This is a genomic window from Providencia heimbachae ATCC 35613, from assembly GCF_001655055.1.
In the GTDB taxonomy this organism is placed as follows: Bacteria; Pseudomonadota; Gammaproteobacteria; order Enterobacterales; family Enterobacteriaceae; genus Providencia; species Providencia heimbachae.
Genome location: NZ_LXEW01000006.1, coordinates 12,729 through 30,177, shown reverse-complemented (window position 1 = coordinate 30,177; position 17,449 = coordinate 12,729). Strand labels below are relative to the sequence as shown.

The 17,449-nt window shown below is 42.9% G+C and carries 12 protein-coding genes; 1 reads left to right on the top strand and 11 read right to left on the bottom strand.

The genetic code is table 11. The features are described 5' to 3' along the window. The 10 genes from M998_RS01210 to tssB all read right to left on the bottom strand — a co-directional run. Positions 1 to 806, bottom strand: an 806-nt coding sequence (locus tag M998_RS01210; RefSeq protein ID WP_068907174.1) for a formylglycine-generating enzyme family protein, incomplete at its 3' end; no start/stop codon positions are given. Then, on the bottom strand, positions 806 to 3,112 hold the full coding sequence (locus M998_RS01205; RefSeq protein WP_068907173.1) for a hypothetical protein: 2,307 nt from the start codon (positions 3,110 to 3,112) through the stop codon (positions 806 to 808). The genes M998_RS01210 and M998_RS01205, both read right to left, overlap by 1 nt. Before the next feature lie 67 nt (positions 3,113 to 3,179). Beyond that, on the bottom strand, positions 3,180 to 5,705 hold the full coding sequence (locus tag M998_RS01200) for a type VI secretion system Vgr family protein (RefSeq protein ID WP_082912984.1): 2,526 nt from the start codon (positions 5,703 to 5,705) through the stop codon (positions 3,180 to 3,182). Continuing rightward, a complete protein-coding gene (gene tssH / locus M998_RS01195; RefSeq protein WP_068907172.1) occupies positions 5,702 to 8,377 on the bottom strand; it encodes a type VI secretion system ATPase TssH in 2,676 nt (891 codons plus the stop codon). Before tssH ends, M998_RS01200 begins: the two co-directional genes overlap by 4 nt. A 189-nt stretch (positions 8,378 to 8,566) precedes the next feature. Next, a complete protein-coding gene (locus tag M998_RS01190) occupies positions 8,567 to 9,058 on the bottom strand; it encodes an Hcp family type VI secretion system effector (RefSeq protein ID WP_047254619.1) in 492 nt (163 codons plus the stop codon). A gap of 2 nt (positions 9,059 to 9,060) precedes the next feature. Beyond that, a complete protein-coding gene (locus M998_RS01185) occupies positions 9,061 to 10,782 on the bottom strand; it encodes an OmpA family protein (RefSeq protein ID WP_068443956.1) in 1,722 nt (573 codons plus the stop codon). Then, positions 10,782 to 11,441, bottom strand: a complete 660-nt coding sequence (gene tssL / locus M998_RS01180; RefSeq protein ID WP_068907171.1) for a type VI secretion system protein TssL, short form — start codon at positions 11,439 to 11,441, stop codon at positions 10,782 to 10,784. Before tssL ends, M998_RS01185 begins: the two co-directional genes overlap by 1 nt. Continuing rightward, on the bottom strand, positions 11,438 to 12,775 hold the full coding sequence (gene tssK, locus M998_RS01175; RefSeq protein ID WP_068443961.1) for a type VI secretion system baseplate subunit TssK: 1,338 nt from the start codon (positions 12,773 to 12,775) through the stop codon (positions 11,438 to 11,440). Before tssK ends, tssL begins: the two co-directional genes overlap by 4 nt. A gap of 13 nt (positions 12,776 to 12,788) precedes the next feature. Beyond that, positions 12,789 to 14,336 (bottom strand): type VI secretion system contractile sheath large subunit, encoded by a 1,548-nt coding sequence (tssC, locus tag M998_RS01170; protein ID WP_068907170.1) that lies wholly within the window; start codon positions 14,334 to 14,336, stop codon positions 12,789 to 12,791. 20 nt (positions 14,337 to 14,356) lie between these two features. Continuing rightward, positions 14,357 to 14,857: a type VI secretion system contractile sheath small subunit gene (tssB, locus tag M998_RS01165; protein ID WP_068907169.1), complete on the bottom strand. Its 501-nt coding sequence runs from the start codon at positions 14,855 to 14,857 to the stop codon at positions 14,357 to 14,359. 605 nt (positions 14,858 to 15,462) lie between these two features. Between tssB and M998_RS01160 the strand changes: the two genes are divergently transcribed. After that, on the top strand, positions 15,463 to 15,726 hold the full coding sequence (locus M998_RS01160; protein WP_068907168.1) for a YjbD family protein: 264 nt from the start codon (positions 15,463 to 15,465) through the stop codon (positions 15,724 to 15,726). A 225-nt stretch (positions 15,727 to 15,951) separates the two neighbouring features. Here M998_RS01160 and trpS read toward each other — a convergent pair whose 3' ends face one another. Further along, entirely contained in the window at positions 15,952 to 16,956 is a 1,005-nt protein-coding gene (gene trpS, locus M998_RS01155; RefSeq protein ID WP_068907167.1) for a tryptophan--tRNA ligase, read from the bottom strand. Positions 16,957 to 17,449 lie beyond the last annotated feature (493 nt).

Below are 17,449 nucleotides of genomic sequence, written 5' to 3'. Positions count from 1 at the left end.
TTGTACCCAACATCAATGTTTGGATTACTTTTTCCTCGAGTGATCGTTAATGTGGCATCAAAGCTGCCAAGATAGCCACGAACCACTTTTTTCCCTCCACTTTCCGGCCCTTGCGGGTTATCCTCTGGCGAGTATTGGTAATAATTCGCTGCATACCAATCGTTCACCCAATCGACCCCATTCCCCATCATGTCATACAGTCCGATAGGGTTTGGTTCAAAATTCCCAACGGGCTTTCCCGATGATACAAAATTTAGCTTGGGATCATCTGGATAGTGCATTTGATTGTCACTGTTACCGTAAATCAAAAATTGTCCACCACTACGCGCTGCATACTCCCACTGCGCCTCAGTCGGTAAATCGGTTTTTTTACCACTACTTTCCCCCAACCATTTACAATAGGCTTTTGCATCACTCCATTGTACTCTTGCAGGGAAGCCATCACCTAAGTCATCTGATACTATAAACTCGCTATTTTTTCTTTTGGTGTACATTTCTAGATGTTTGCGCTCTTGTAGTTTAAGCCACTGATTAAACTCCCCCCATGTCACACGGTATTTGCCCATCTTAAAATCATGCAGGGAGACCCAATGCAAAGGTTTGGTTGAAGGGTCGGTGCTGTACGGGATTTTGAGTTCAACCAGATCACCAAAATCCCCCATCTGAAAACGTCCACCAGGGATTGACACCATATTATCCAACGATACTTGGCGTAACTTAGCAGCTTCCGCTTCTTTTTGCCCGTTATCACAGCCTGAAACCATCAGTATCAGCAAAGACAAATTAATGCTCCATTGTGTTTTCATTATCGTAGCTCCTTATCACCCACAAAGATCCGCGTACAACTATCCACATACACTCTGTCAACTTGCTTTAATGGTGCTTGTTGATTTTCATCGGAGTTTCGTTGAACAGTAAGATTATCTGGTAACTGTTGATACAGTGCGGCGAGATTTTTTCGGTAATGACTAGGCTCTATTTGGATATTCGGCCGAGCTCCCAAAATCACAGGTTTAGGACCATACAATTGCGGTTGTATTGCTGATCTAGTTGCTTCGCCATCCTCTAAAAATGCCACCACACGAGCTTCATTCGCTTGCCAAACCCCTTTTCCCCCTAAATTTATCGATAAGTACTGCATAATATTTTCGTAATCTCGTTTCGATTGTGCCCAGCTTAAAATTAGTAGAATGGCTCGTTTTCGTGATGCATAGCGAACGCCACCTTCACACTTAGTTCCCTTATGACTAGCAAGGCTAATTTCATCCCAAAAATTATTAGTGAGAAGTAAGGCTACAACGTTACCTTTACTTTCTGGTGGTGCATACATTAAACACTTCCCATTAGTGTTGAGTACATTTTCCATTAACGCCACTCGGGCTTCTTTATCATTCCATGATGTCATTAATTTAATTAAAAGGGCCTTTCCATCTTGATACGCCTCAACTAATTGTTTTGCCGCCTCAAGCCCTTTCATGGGCACGAAGGTGTTCAATGCACAAAAAAGCAAATAGTCGTCATGGGTGATGATATTCGCCATTTTTATGTAATCGACATTGCGCAGCATATAGCCGAAAGTAGGCAAGAAATCATCAAAGATAGCCTGCCCATTAATATCAAATGCCAGAGAACCTTTCCCGCCAATTCCTTTGCACATGCCCCCCGAAACAAGGCAGCGAACGCGTCCGTCAGTAAACGTAAATTGTATGGCACCACTGAGGCCAATTCCCGCCTGAGCGGAGACACCTGCGCTGACTTTTGCTAAATCACTGAATCCATCCACCAATTGAGCTGATTGGGTCTTCGATTTATGTGGAGTTTTCCATTTTAATGACCCTGTCACATTTAAACTGACTTGTGCCCCGGCAAACACACCTAACTCTACTGCACCTTTAGGTTCTATGGGACGTTGGCTGACGTCAATTTCTCGCTGGCTAGGATCAGTTTTTGAGGACGATTTTGCGGGGGTGCCTGACAAGGTATTACCCTGAAAATTAATGCCTGCCTCAACAGCTAGACTGACCCCTAGACTGCCGGACAAAATCACATCAATGTCGAGCCGCATTGTTCCCAACACGCCCATGCCACCGCCCGGGATTTTATCGGCATCTAACGGGTATGTAATGATGAGTCCTGAATCATATGGCAACTTGAGCGTCAGCTTGCTTTTAGATTCCGCTAACGCTAATCCTGCATAAGCACTAAATTTTCCATCCGTCGAGGGTAATGAACCTTCTTTTCGTTTTCCCGTGCGCACATCCACTTCAAATGGACTAACTCCTGCTTTAAAACCGGCACCATACCCCCAACGCATCAATTGTGATTGAGAATCGAATTCAAAATTATCGCCTTTATATGGGGAGGTCTTTAGTTTTTCATTAAGATCTTCCGCCCATTTACCTAATGTGACAGCTTTATCTTCAATGAATTTTTTTTCGTACACTGACAGATTAACTTTTCCTACCGATAATTGAGATTTTAATTTTTCTTTATCAATGATTTGTCGTTGGCGCTCTTTCCCGTTTTCATCGATGTACTTTTCGGAGGTAATAAAACTTTTCGAGCCGGTTTTTTTGTCTTTTTCATTAATTTGATAGCGACGAACATGGTTTTTTATTTTGTCCGATCGTACGTAGGTGTATTTATACCCTTTTTTTCCTCCAGTAATTTCAATCAGTTCCATTAAACCAATCGCACTTTTTTTGCTGCTGTCATCCAACAACTTCATTTTTGGAAGTTTTTCCATTGGGGCGAGCATTTGCATTTCCGTTCTCAATTTATCGACAGCTGTATCAAAACACAGTTCTTCTTCGCGTAATTCAGCTAAGAGACGATTTTTTTCGTTGAGTCCTTTAATATCATTAGACTTAATGGAAGCAAGCTTTTGATTTAGTGCGTCAATACGCAATTCTGCATCAACCCGATGCGCTAATAAATTGTTCATTAACCCATCATCAAGCTCGATAGCAAGAGCTTCATCTGCGTTGGGAAAGAGAAAGGTTTCACTGTCGGGATGAAAATAGAGGCGCGGCGGAGCATCACAGGTTATATCTTCAAGAGTCGAACTGGATTTAGTTTTAGATTGATGGGTATGTTCAATATTTTTTGACATAAAAGTAGCCTTATTGATTTTTGATCATATATCAAAATGTTAAGAATTGGCTTGAATTTTAGCTAGCTTATTTATTATCTCGCTCTATTTTTATATCTATTTTTTCTGGCGTAGCAGTGAATATTTCAAGCGTTTTTCCGTCCACATCGGAAGTGGCTTCATAAATTTCACCATCTTCAGTGGTCAATGTATATTTAGTAAATGGAAGAATTTTTTGAGTATCTTTATCTTTAAGAACAAGCTGTTCGCAAAAGCCTTTGGGGATATCAAGGGCAGGAGAATTAAAGTCTGCGGCTCCCATTTTTTGAATATTAGTTGTTTTTAATAACACATTATTAGGGGTTCCAATCTCTACATTTCCATTTGCAATTTTGATATAACCGCCACCACAATTAAGAACAATTTCTTTTTCAGCCGTAATAGTTAAAGCACCATCAATGGTTCGAATGTCCAGATTTTTTTTAGAGAGCAAAGACATAGCATCGTTTTGCGCTTGTACTGTTATATCACCATGTTTTGCAATCGCATTAATCCCTGCACTTTGAGCATAAATACTCGCGTTGTCACGAGCATTGAGCGTGATTGTTTTATTTGCGGAAATATTGACAGAATGATTTGCTGTTAGCGCAAGACTTTCTTGCCCTGAAGAAAGGTGTATTGCTTGGGGAGAAAAGACACCAATACCTGCTGGAGCATGGACTAGCACTCCTGGGGCGACTAAGTCCGTCAAGCTAGTTTTAAGTTTATCCTGCGCGGCCATATCGCTAGAGACAGAGCCACTGGTTTCAGCCGATTTAGATAAACTTCTTGCAATCGCCAATGCCTGTTCTAATTGCTGTATCGCCTCATCCATCGCCAGCACCTCACCGCCGGCTTTATCTTGCTTATCGGTGCTGATAAACAACCCTTTACCTGCCCGGATTGCGCCCCAGCTGTCGGTGCGCAGTTCAAACCCGTCACCGCGTTGTTCCCTTGAACTGTCGACTAAATGCCCGAGATTTAATTGGGTTTTACCGGCATATTCAGTGCTGATTTTAATATGCTCTTCACCACGTTTATCTTCCATGCGTAACTTATTATTCGCCGGGGTACGAATGATATTACGGGTATTATTTTTGTCCGTGATGTGGTCGGGATGACGGGAGTCATGCAGGGCATGGGCGATATACGGGCGGTCAGGATCGCCTTCATGGAAAGCAATCGCCACTTCGGTGCCTTGAATTAACGGAAAGTGCATACCATAAGTGTCGCCAGCGTAAGGTTTGGCAAGGCGCACGGGCATGCTTTCATAACCCATTTTTTTATCGTCACGATCGGCATCGAATTTGACCCAATAAAAACCGTGTTCATTTTGGTGGGCGTAAATGTCGTTATCTTTAGCACTGGTGACGCGTGCCATTAATGTTCCTGCAATCACAGGGCGCGGTTTTAGGATCGGGCGAAAACAGAGGGTTTCACTATAAGGTATCGCATCAAATTTCACCTGTAGCGCTTTATCTCGTCCGCCAGTAAAGCGTAAACGGGTGAGTAATATCGGGGCTTTAAAGAGGGAAGGCAGCGTTGACGTCAGTTGATTATCTGTGATGCTTAGGACTAATAATGGCGAGAGGTCAGCGGCGCTACTTTCACCGCGTAACAAGGTTTGACGGGTTAAAAAACGCTCATGATCGAGGCGCGCCCAAAAGTTGGCGGTTTCCGCTTCGGGCGTGAGTTTATCCCCCCGCGTCAGGTGCCGAGCCTGATAATGATAAACATCACCATAATTAAGCGCTTCACCGTCGCCTCGGGTCATATCCGCGACTGCCGATATCAGCGTATCTTGTGCTTGTCGGTGGTTATAATCTTTAGTTAACACGCTATTTTCGATAACTTGATGGCGTAGCGATAAGCCCCAAACACTATCAACATAGTTATCATTCATGCCAGATGGGCTATTGAGCGGCAGTGATTTTTCATACACATAACCCCGTTGGCTATCACTAAAATGAATGACTTCGGTTTGGGTATCATCTTGTAATCTAAAACGATAGAAAATACCGACTTCGCTAATTAAGCGTTCGATAAACTGGCGGTCGCTTTCATTAATCTGGTTGATCTGCTCTCTTTTGGGATAATTTTGTTCAAGTTTAAACTCAAACTCCCAACCTTTAAAATTATGCTCGCGTAAAATTTGTTCAACAACATCCGGTATTGATTGATTAATAAAGAAACGATGGGAACGAATTTCATGGCGTAATAGGGCAAAAAAGGGTTCGATAACCAATTGGTAGCGAGCTTCATCAACTGAGCCGGATAATCGCCTAAAGTCAGTCACGACACCGTGTACCCGTTTGGCAATTAGCGGCTCAGTGGCTAAGCCCATTAGCGAGTTTAACGGCGGAGCAAAGGTGAGTGTTGCGCTGCGGCGTAAGAGCTGTTGTGGGCTTAAATCTTGAGCTGAGCAGGTGAAAGTCACTTGGTAGCGGTAGGTATCGCTAATGGCTTCACGGCCGCTGAAGTGATCGACATCCAGTAATGCATCACAGCCTTGCACTTCAAGGCGATAGCGGTTTTGGCCTTGCAGTAAATTTTTTGCAGTGTCCATTAAGCTCATGCGTTAACCTCCGTAATATCATCCCCAAACACCAACGTAATGCCGTCTTCCTCGCAATACCCCAAAGTGATGAATTGGGCTTGTTGTTGGTTTGCTTGGCGAAGTAAAAGTTGTTGGCTCAATACGGGCAGAATTTGCTGATTGAGCAAGCTGTCGATGTTGCGCGCACCGGTATCCGGCAGCAGGCAGGCGCTGACAAGGGTGTCGTACAGGGCTTCTTCGACAATTCCGGTTAAACGATAGTGCATATATAGGCGTTTCATCACACTGTTTAGTTTCATTTCAACAATGGTACGCAGTGCGATTTCCCCTAGCGGGCGGTAGATTAACGTTTGGAAACGGGCGAGTAGCGCCGGCTGGAAGTGGTCGCGCAGAATAGGGCGCAGAACTTCCTGTAATTCACTATCACTGGATTCAGGATACTCTTGAAGTTGCTGCATCAATAAATCACTGCCTAAGTTGGCGGTCATTAAAATAACCGTGTTACGAAAATCAATTTCACGGCCTTCGCCATCACGCATAAATCCGCGATCAAACACTTGATAGAATAGGTTCAATACGTCGCGATGGGCTTTTTCAACTTCATCCAATAACACCACGCTATAAGGGCGCTTACGCACTGCCTCGGTTAAAATTCCTCCTTGGCCGTAACCGACATAACCCGGAGGAGAGCCTTTGAGTTGGCTGACCGTATGGGCTTCTTGGTATTCAGACATATTGATGGTGATTAATGATTTTTCACCACCAAACAGCTGATCGGCGAGAGCAAGGGCGGTTTCTGTTTTACCAATTCCACTTGGACCGACTAATAAGAAGACGCCTTGAGGGCCATTTTCTGACGCTAAACCAGTACGGGCAGCCCGTAAACGTTGACCTAAAGCCAATAGTGCATTTTCTTGACCGACAACACGCTGACCGAGGTCAACCTCTAACTGTAATAAACCGGTTTGTTCGTCTTTTAATAGGCTTGAAAGGGGAACGCCAGTCCAGTCGGCGATAACCGTTGCGACGGTACGGACATCGACATCGGGTGTTAATAAAGGTTCGTTTTGTTGAATGGCTGCAAGCTGTTGTTGCAAAGCTTGAGTCTGTTCAATTTGTTGTTGTTCACGGCGAGAGGTAAGAATTTGGTTAATCAGTGTTTTTTCTTGTTCAAAGCGTTTTTCTAGCGCTAATAGTTGACTGGCAATTTTGCTATCAACGGTTGATAACTCGGAAAGGGTCGCTTGATTATCCATTTTACCAATCACGATATCATCGAGGATCGCTTGTTGTTCTAGCTCTAGCGCATAGCGCTTTGCTTTTAAACGAGTAAGTTCTTCTGGCAGCGTATCAAGGCTCATTCGTATGCGAGCACTGGCGGTGTCTAACAGGTCAACCGCCTTGTCGGGTAGTTGACGGCCGGTGAGGTATCGGCGTGACAGGGTAACGGCAGCTTTGACGGCGTCATCGGTAATATGGACACCATGATACTTGGCATAACGGGATTTTAATCCACGCAGCATTAAACAGGCTTTTTCGTCATCGGGTTCATCCACTTTGACCACTTGAAAACGACGTTCTAATGCGGCATCACGTTCAAAGTATTGTTTGTATTCAGACCAAGTCGTCGCAGCGATGGTTCGTAGTTCGCCTCGAGCCAGTGCAGGTTTTAATAAGTTTGCCGCATCGGCGCCACCGGCTTGGTTACCCGCACCAATAATAGTATGAGCTTCATCAATAAATAATAGGATAGGGGTTGGTGATTGTTGTACTGCCTCAATCACATTTTTTAATCGTTGTTCAAACTCCCCTTTAACCCCTGCACCGGCTTGTAATAAGCCTAAATCTAATGTGCGTAATGCGGTGGTTTGTAAGCTCACCGGTACGTTGCCTTCAGCAATGCGTAATGCTAACCCTTCGACTAGCGCGGTTTTACCGACACCCGGTTCGCCGACTAATATCGGATTGTTTTTGCGGCGGCGTGACAGAATATCAACCATTTGACGAATTTCATCATCACGACCAAAAACAGGGTCGATATCACCTTGACGGGCTTTTTCAGTGACATCAAGGGTAAATTTATTCAGAACAGCCAGTAACGCATCATTTAATGTGTTACCGACAACAGAATTGCTAGCCGTAGAAGTTTGTTCTTCCTCTGATGAGGTAATAGTGCCTGATGCCACATTATTATGATTAGCAAGTTGTTGTATTTCAGGTCGTTCATCAGATTGCGCATCAAGTAGGGGTCTTAAGCGTTGTAATTGTGTCGTGCTTAATGTCATTAATGGCCATAACGCATCGTTAGGCACTAAATTAGGCTGTTTTACCATCGCAGAGAGTAAGTGTGCGCTGCGAATATGTTCAATGTCTTCATCAAGTGAAGCAATAATCCAAGCATTTTGGATTAAACTGAGTAACTCTTTAGATAATTGCGGACGACTGCGCACAGAGCGCGGTTGGTTATCGATGTTACTGAGCAGGCTTTCCCATAAACTGGTCATATCCCATTCATAGCGCCTTGCCAATACCGTGATATCACTTTCCCCTAGTTCGAGAATTTTGAGTAACCAATGTTCTATGGTGACTTCCGCATGGACACGCGTTTGACACAAGGATGCGGCAGCTTCAAGTGCGCTTGCACAATAAGGGTTTAAGCGACGTAATAGCATAACGGATGAGTTTTCCATATTCTCTCTCTAGTATTTTGGGGTGATATCTTGTTGTTCAGGCACGCTACCGCCCATAACCGTTCACCAAGGTCCATAAGGTATAAGAATTAAATTGTGTGTTGTGCTCGTCATACTTTAAATAAATGGGGTAAAACGAAGGGTTATTCAGCATTAAAAAGCAGGCGACAAGCGCCTGCATTGCACTAATTAAGCGGTAGCACGCTCATTCCAAGAGTCGGAATGAATAATGTTGCCGTCTTTGTAAGTCCATGTGATTTTTTCGTAACGCAGTTCAAGCTCTTCCAAATGGTTGTGCTTTTCTTTGCCCGGATCTTTGATGTCATGCATTTTTGGTGCGACTTTGACTACTTTGACGTTTTCAAGTTTTGTGTTGAAGTACTCAACTTCTTGTCCTGCATCATCAATGCGATACCATTTAAATTCGGCTTCTTTCAATGTCTGGCCTGTCGTCACTGCTTTATATAAATACGGGCTAGAAGCATCGATTTCTTTAACGAAAATAAATGGAGTATGGATACGAGTACCTGTTAATTTGCCCGTATTGTTATCTGTTGGGATGTACAGGCTGTGGTCTTGTGCAACAACTTCGATACTACCTTCACGATCTTGAACATTAACGGAACCTTTAATATCAGCACCGCCATCATCTTTCAGCCATAAATAGACAGGAATTGCCATGATTACTTCTCCTTTTCATTGGAAGGTGTGCCATCTTCCATCGATGACACGCTTTTGGTATTCGATACTTGGCAGGCATTAGCCTGTGGTATCAAACGAATTTCAACTCGTCGATTGCTAGCACGTCCCTCGGGGGTATCATTATCTGCAATCGGGTGATTTTGACCGTAACCTTGCACGGCAAAACACGTGGGATTAATGTCACTGGTGTTTATCATCCAATCCCGCACAGACTCTGCACGTTTAAGGGATAATTTTTGGTTTAATTGTGGATTGCCGGTGTTGTCGGTATAACCGGATATAACAATTAACCAATCGGGTTTAGCGCGAATATTCATTAACGCATCCACCAACACTTTGGTGGCATTGGCTTTAAGTTCGTATTGCCCGACATCAAATAACGCAAGGCTATCAAGTGAGATAATATCGGGTGAGGCTTGAACAATAACCGGGGCAAGCGCTTTGGGTGGAGCCCAACTGCTGAGCAGCATATGTAAATAAGGTAGCAATGTGTCTCCTTGATACAACGCCAGTGAATACGCGGCTGGAACGCCTTCGCGTTGCCAGTTAGCGAGCTGAGCTGCATCAAGTTGAAGCTGTTGATATGCGACCATTTTTGGCTCAATGGTTTCGTCAGAAAATTGATGGAATCGAGAAACATCTTCACCGATATTGCGAATAAGCTGGCGATTGTTTTGGTAACTTCCAACGAGAGCGCCAATAAGAAATAAGCCACAAATCAACCCCATAACACCGATAAATCGCTCACTACGAAGTAGATTAACGTCATGACGTAATCGACCGAGTAAAACGTCGGGAAGGGGCAGTAAATCAACCGATTGGGATGAGTTAATTGGCAGTAAAGTGGTCTTTCTTTGGATATATTGCTGCCAAATATTATTAGGTTGGCTGTCAATGCCGATCAGTTGCACAGCCCATGCCGTTGCAGTTAATGCAGGGGCACCCGTTTGAGCAACCGTTAACTGCGGAATAAAAACGTCTTGTAACCAAGCCAGTAATTCATCGAACCATAATGTTGTTTGTAATTGATGCTCGATGTCTGGGCTGTTTGCGGGTAACCACACTGAAAATGGCTCAGCGATAATACTTTCTTGAACAACTTGAAATTCACCTTGATGGCTTAATAGTGTAAACCAAGGGGTATCAAGGCCAGCGTCTAGGTTAGCCAGCGGGTTAAGATAAACAGAGATCCAAAAGGGTAAACGTTTCCCAGCTTTTTGGCGGCTTTCTGCAATAGCGCGTCGCCAGCTAAGTATTTCTTGGGTTAACCCCTCTTGTTGAGTGATTTGTTCCGGTATGACGGTAAAGAGCAACGAGAGTTGGCCTAACTGAGCAGGGGCTTGCTCAGCCACATGCTGCACAATATTAACCAGCTCTGTTGGATTCGATGCGCAGAGGTACCAACCTTGTGACGTTTCACGATACGCTTCTCCTTGGGGAAAAAGACATTGTGATTGACCGCAAACCAGTACGACAGCCCCTTGATAATCAGCCGCAGGCAGTTTATCAACGATAGTTTTTTCCACCGCAAGGGTACGTTGTTGTTGTTTAAAGCGCCAAAAAACGATACCACTGGTCATTAGTACAGTAAGGACGGTAAGGAAAATGGTTATCGCTTGCCCGAGTGACCAAAATCCCCATATCAACCAAAGAAATAAGCCAGCAGCAAAGAGTGTCAAATACTGTTTTATCTGGTTTTGCATTACTGTCCCTGTATCGTCCATTGTTGTAGTAAATGTTCCAATGAAGCAGAAAATCCCCACCACAAGGCCGCCAGAAAAATAATGCCACCAAGCCAGCCAAACCAATAAAGACGACGGCGGCTAAAGCGAAGTTTAGGCCGTACGACCAATGGCATATCAGATGAGATGGCATAGTTGGGCACACGGGCATTAAGTTGAGTCATTATTTGTTCCCGCATCGGGTCGTCAATTCGACGAAACTTCCCGACAAAACCCAATGTTAAAACACGGTGAAAACAGATAAGTACGTCATTGTTTGGTGCAGTTTCACCAAGTATGCTGCGTAAACGGTCCCATAATTTATCGCCAGCTTCCAACGTATTGAAATAGCGAGCTTGTAATGGAGACTGGACCCAATATTGATATCCATCATCATGAGAAGCGCGATTCATGACGCTTTCATCAATCAATGCACACTGGGCATACAACATATTTTCAATGGATGACTCTGAGTAGCCTTGCTCTGTAAGTTGCTGACGAGTTTCATCAATGTGCTGACAAACTCGGCGATAAAAAGCTTCACCATTGGCTACCTGCGTGCCTTGACGCAATTGGCAAACCATTAACCAAGTATCGGCGAAAATAGTATCGATTGAGTGATTTGAAGAAGTCGTTGTCATGAGCGAAGTACCGCAAACAATTCGAGTTGAATGTCACCTAGTGTGCTTGGAACATAAAAAGCGCAATGACCAGAAGACAGCATGGCAAGCCCTGCTGGGTTATCTAAATCAAGGGCAAAATATTGATTCTCTAAGCGTAAAGGAACTGCCGTCGGGACATGATTAAGTGCACGTAAAGGAATGCCATTTAACGCGACATTGACAACATCTGCGACATCATCAGCGCTTCCTGCTTTACATAGCAATGGGAACTGTGTGATCAACAAATGTGTTGGTAGTGAAGAGCGAACGGATAGATAAAAATCAGCGTCTTCTCTGAGTCTGCCATCATGTAATTCCCCTTTCCAGAATGGGCCTTCTTTGCTCAATTCGATGGTGACGACACGAGATGGAAGGCTTGCTTCCAATAATGAATTCAACAGCGTAAACAGAGGTGGAAAAACGGCTTCAGGTTTATCGTGCTGATAAGTTGGAATATCTTCGATTTGATGGTCGAGTGAAAAAGTTAACAAGCTACCAGCAAGGCGAGCAAGCTCACGATAAAGCAGTTCAGGATGTCGATTAAGCTCAGACATTAATTCATTAAGCACGGGCTCAGCGCTGTTAATGGCATTCAATAGCCAAAACAGTGAAACATCCGCGACGGCAAAATCCGCCATTCGTTCGTTACTTTCACGACGCAGCATCATTAAACGGCGACGCTTAGCCACTAAGCGATGCATAAATTCAGAGAGTATTGTTGTTAATTCAATACTTGCATGGCAGGCTAATAATGGTGGAATGAAATGCTTATCAAATGTCCATGCACCTTGCCCATTACGTATAAGTCGCGCGACGGGACACGTGATATAGGCATTATTTTCATCATGAGCAAAACGTAAAGTCACCGCATTGCGTAAAACCGCAATATCGGTTTGTTCATCCCCGATAATATCTTGCACTTTCACCCATTCTTGAATGAAGCGGCGAGGGCGATCTGTTACGCCGCCTGATACTAAATTTCCCCCATTAGCCTGGAGTAAAGGTAGCGCTAAAACAACTTCAAGTTTTTGATGTGTTGCAAATTGACTCAGTTCAATAACGGGAGGAAGGTTATCGGCAAGTGTTGAGTCAATCAAGCTACCATCAGGAAAGCGCGCAATAATTTTTTGTGCGCTTAATCTTGAAATAGTGAGTGCACTCTCATCAAATTCAGCGCTGATAACCCCCCACGGAGAGGCGATAGCCATATTGGCAACAACGTTAGCCACGTGACTATCCCAACGAGCCTGTTGTTGGAACTGTTGGGGGGCCAAGAAGGCCCCATCAGTCCAGAGTGGACGATAGATTTTCATCCCTGATTAACCCTTATGCTTTCGCTTTTGGCATCTGTGATACTAGGGACAAGTCAACATCCATACCTTCAACCTGGAAGTGCGGTACGGCATACAACTTGACGCGGAAAAAGCCTGGGTTATCGTCGATATCTTCAACGACAACTTTAGCGTCACGCAGTGGATGAGAAGCTTGTAAATCGTCGCTTGGGTCGGTCATTTCAGTCACTAAACCACGGATCCAATTATTTAACTCAAGCTCTAAAAGGCGTCTATCTTTGGTTGTACCGATATTTTCGCGTTGAATTAATTTCAGATAATGCGCGATACGGGATAATAAAAATATATAAGGTAGTCGAGAGTTTATACGGCTATTTGCTGTTGCATCGGCAGTATCATAAAGCGCAGGTTTCTGTGCTGAGTTGGCAGAAAAGAAACAGGAATAATCACGGTTTTTATAGTATGAAAGCGGGATAAAACCCAGATTTGAGAACTCAAATTCACGTGTTTCAGGGATCATCACTTCAGATGGAATTTTTACCTGACTGCCAGTGCCTAGGTCAAATAAATGAATAGGTAAATCTTTTACTGCGCCACCGGCTTGCGGCCCACGGATTTGCACACACCAACCATTGTTGATAAAGCTTTTTACCATGTTGGCTGCAAATGCGAATGTGGCATTGGTCCACAAATATTTTTCGTGGTCAGGCCCTTTGACTTCTTCGACATAATTGAAGCTACGCACAGGAACAGTGTCCGGACCATAAGGTAAGCGACCCAATACACGTGGCATGGTTAAACCAATATAGCGTGCGTCGTCAGAATCACGGAAAGCTTTCCATTTGATGTATTCTGCACGATCAAAGTAGTTACCAATATCTTTAATGGCAGCGACCTCTTCCATGGTGTCTTTACCAAAGAATTGAGGACCGACAGAACCGATAAATGGCATGTGAGCCGAAGCGGAAACCTTTGCAATATTACGGAGTAACGCAATATCTTGGGCACTGCGATCGAATTCATAATTCGAAATCATTGCCGCAATAGGTTCACCACCAGGGGTGTCATATTCTTCAATATAGGTGTGATGATAAAGACCACTTTGTATGATCTCAGGGCTGTCTTCAAAGTCTGCGAGTAGGTCTTGCTTGGAAATATCTAACAGCTCGATTTTAACATTTTGACGAAAATCGGTACGGTCAACTAAGAATTTCAAACCACGCCACGCAGACTCAACACGTTGAAATTCTGAGTGATGCATGACTTCATCAAGTTGTTGGCTAATTTGCTTATCTAATTCAGCAATATGGTGGTCAAGCAAGTTTCTATCTAAGCGTTCAACTTTTTGGCCTGCTGATTTTAAACGCTCAAGAAACACTTGAACTGCAACAGTGACGCGCTCGTCAGTAGTTGCATCCGCGAGAGCGGCATTATCTTGGAATGTATTTACATCACTAATTTCAGCGACAGGTGTTAAATTAATTTTTTCAAATAATGAGGTGTAAACGCTTTGATTATTGGTTTTTTCAAGCACTGATGCCGTACTGTTCTGTGTATTTTCGCTATTAACTGACATGAGCATAATCCTGTATTAATTCCAAATTAGTCTTTTTTTGGTGCGAGTTGCGCCAATTCTTCGCGTAGCTCATCACTTAGAGCGGGATCTTTGAGGATGCTCTCTAGTTCACGGCGAAAAGTCACGTTATCAAGAAGGTTGGATTTCAGGTCGCGTAATAGGTTACGCATCGCCAGCATGGCGCGGAGTTGAGGGATTTGGCGAGCGACATGTTCAGGCTCAAAATCTTTCATATCTTTGAAAGTTAAAGCAACACTTTCATCGCTATCATCACCTGCAAGCGTGTTTTTTACGGTGAGATTGATAGATGGGGTAAATTCCGCAAGAACACTGTCAAAGTTATTTTTATTAATATTGACTTTTTCGCGTTCAGAAAGAGGGCGGTTGTCTTGCCCATTACTGTAATCACCAACCGCTAACAGTTTGAGAGGGAGCTCAACGGTTTTTTGAGCACCGCCAGTATGAAGATCTAATTTGATATTAACGCGTGCTTTAGGCACTTCGTTTTGAAAACTATCCGATGACATTGTATCAATCCTTATTTTCAGAGTATTAGGGCCAGTCGCCCCATATGTCCTGTGGTGTATGTTATGGATGAGATTAAGATCACCGGAGAAATACACCACTAAATAAATTTTACTTATGTAGGAGTGTTAATTTATACATAAGTAAAACTATAATTCAATTAATCTTAACTATTATTTTTGATAATCGCGTTTATTCATTAATGTTATTCAGCTTATTCTCTTTATTGACACTTTCATTCTCCATATTAACTAATTAAAAACAATGAGTTGGAATGGAAAGGTGACATTGATAATATTTTGTATCATTATGTTTCTATTATTGAATTTTGATGAACATAATCTTTACTCGGATAATGTGTGAATAATATTAATGTGTTTCATATTGTAACTTTTTATTTCATTACAATTAATGAGGGATAAAACAAAATTAAATAGGCTATATAATGGTAATATTAAAAAAATGTGTTTTTAGATAATGGCAAGCAGGCAAAGATAACATCACTTGTTTTTTAATAATCAAGGCTGTCCTATATTCATCGCTATTAAAATGAGAAGAAGTAGTGTTATATTATGTACAGACATCTAAAGGTGAGTGGGGTAACACAATGAAAAAATTGACAATGCAAGAAATGACCGAAGCTCAAAAGATGCAAGTTAAAACGAGGCTAGGACAGGAAAGAAAAAGGTTAGGGCGTGAATTGACAAACGCAGAGAATAATAAAGTAAAAGACCAAATTATTACTGAAATTTCAATGGAAGTTGAAAAAGCCGCCAAGAAAGTTAGAACCCAAAAGAAGAAAGACAAACTCGTTTCAAGTGATGAAACTTTTAGTTGGTCATCAAAAAGTCACAGTCGTGGATACCGTTAGAACCAACGAAATTACAGGGCGAAAGCCCTGACATACATTAAGAACAAGCTTAATTTAATCTAATATTTTTGTTATCCATGGTTACACTTAGCCTACCAGCCAGCTTTGAGCGAAAAACAGACCTAAATGCTTTTCGCTCATAGTAAGAATTTTAGTTATATTGCTGAATATTAAAGCATTAGATAAGCTTATCGAGACAGATCATTCAATATAAATGTCTATGTTTCAAAATACCGGCAAACCCAGCCCTTGCTTCACTTCTCTTAACGTATTTTGAGTGACCTCATGCGCTTTCTCGCTACCTTGTTTCAAAAGTGACATAAGCATGCCTTTATCCTGAATATAAGTTGCTCGGCGCTCACGCATGGGAGCAATCAGCTCTTGCAGGCAAACTTCAAGTTCATTTTTGCACGTTCTGTCTCCCAGTCCACCATTCTGATAATGTGTTTTCATTTCAGCCACTTTTACTTTATTTGGATGAAATGCATCGAGATATGTGAACACCATATTTCCATCTATCTGTCCTGGGTCGGTCACTTTTAGGTGGTTAGCATCAGTGTACATAGCATGAACCGCGCGATGAATGACCTCTTCACTAGCGGAAAGAAGTAGTGTATTACCGAGTGATTTAGACATCTTGACGTTACCGTCTATGCCAGGAAGGCGACTGGTTTCACTTAGTAGCGCTTTGCAATGGTACAGAACAGGTTCCGGTAACAGGCTATTCATCTTATGAACGATTTCATTGGTTTGTTCTATCATCGGTAATTGGTCGTCACCAACAGGAACTAAGCTGGCTTTAAATGCTGTGATATCTGCTGCCTGACTGATGGGATACACCAAAAAGCCGACTGGTAGGGTGCGAGTGAACCCTTTTTGTACAATTTCATTTTTCACTGTTGGGTTACGTTCTACGCGAGCCACGGTAACAATATTCATATAAAGTACGGTAAGCTCGGCAAGAGCTGGCAAGGCAGATTGAAGGCAGAGTGTGGTGAGTGATGGGTCAATTCCTGCAGCGAGATAATCAGCTAGAACTTCAGGAATATTATTTCGAATTTTTTGCGGATCACTGCCGTTATCGGTCAGACCTTGCAAATCTGCGACCAAGACAAACTGTTGATAATCATTTTGCAGTGCGACGCGCTGACGCAATGAACCAACATAATGGCCAAGATGTAGCGGGCCAGTTGGACGATCGCCAGTAAGAATAATCGTTTTACTACTCATAGAAAACTCCTTTTTGATCAAGCCGAAAGAGGGTCTTCTAAATGTAAATAACCACCTTTCGGCGGTTATTAGAAAATGGGAATACAAATTCAGGCCGCCTTTAAGAAGGTAGCCACCACAAGTTGCGCTTTAAAAAATTACTTACATGTATTGTATTCATTGGATGAAATTATCACGGCTTGATAAAAAGATAAAGTCGTAATTTTTTAAATGTCCCCAAACGAGTCGTTAAGATAAAACCCGCAGGGTGGTGATTGTTGATATTTAATTTATGTGACTTGCTGAACCCGTCATTCATCTGATGACTTGTTGGTGGGAGATAGTCATGTTAATACGTTATATTATAGAGGAGGCCATTAGTTCATCAAGATCTACCAATTATCTTATTTAACTATTCTGGGTTGAAACTAGGTGCGTGAGTGAGTGAGTCAGCTAAACCCGCGTACCACAAGGCTTCTTCTATTTCATGAAGCGGGAGTAAAGTCATGAAGCG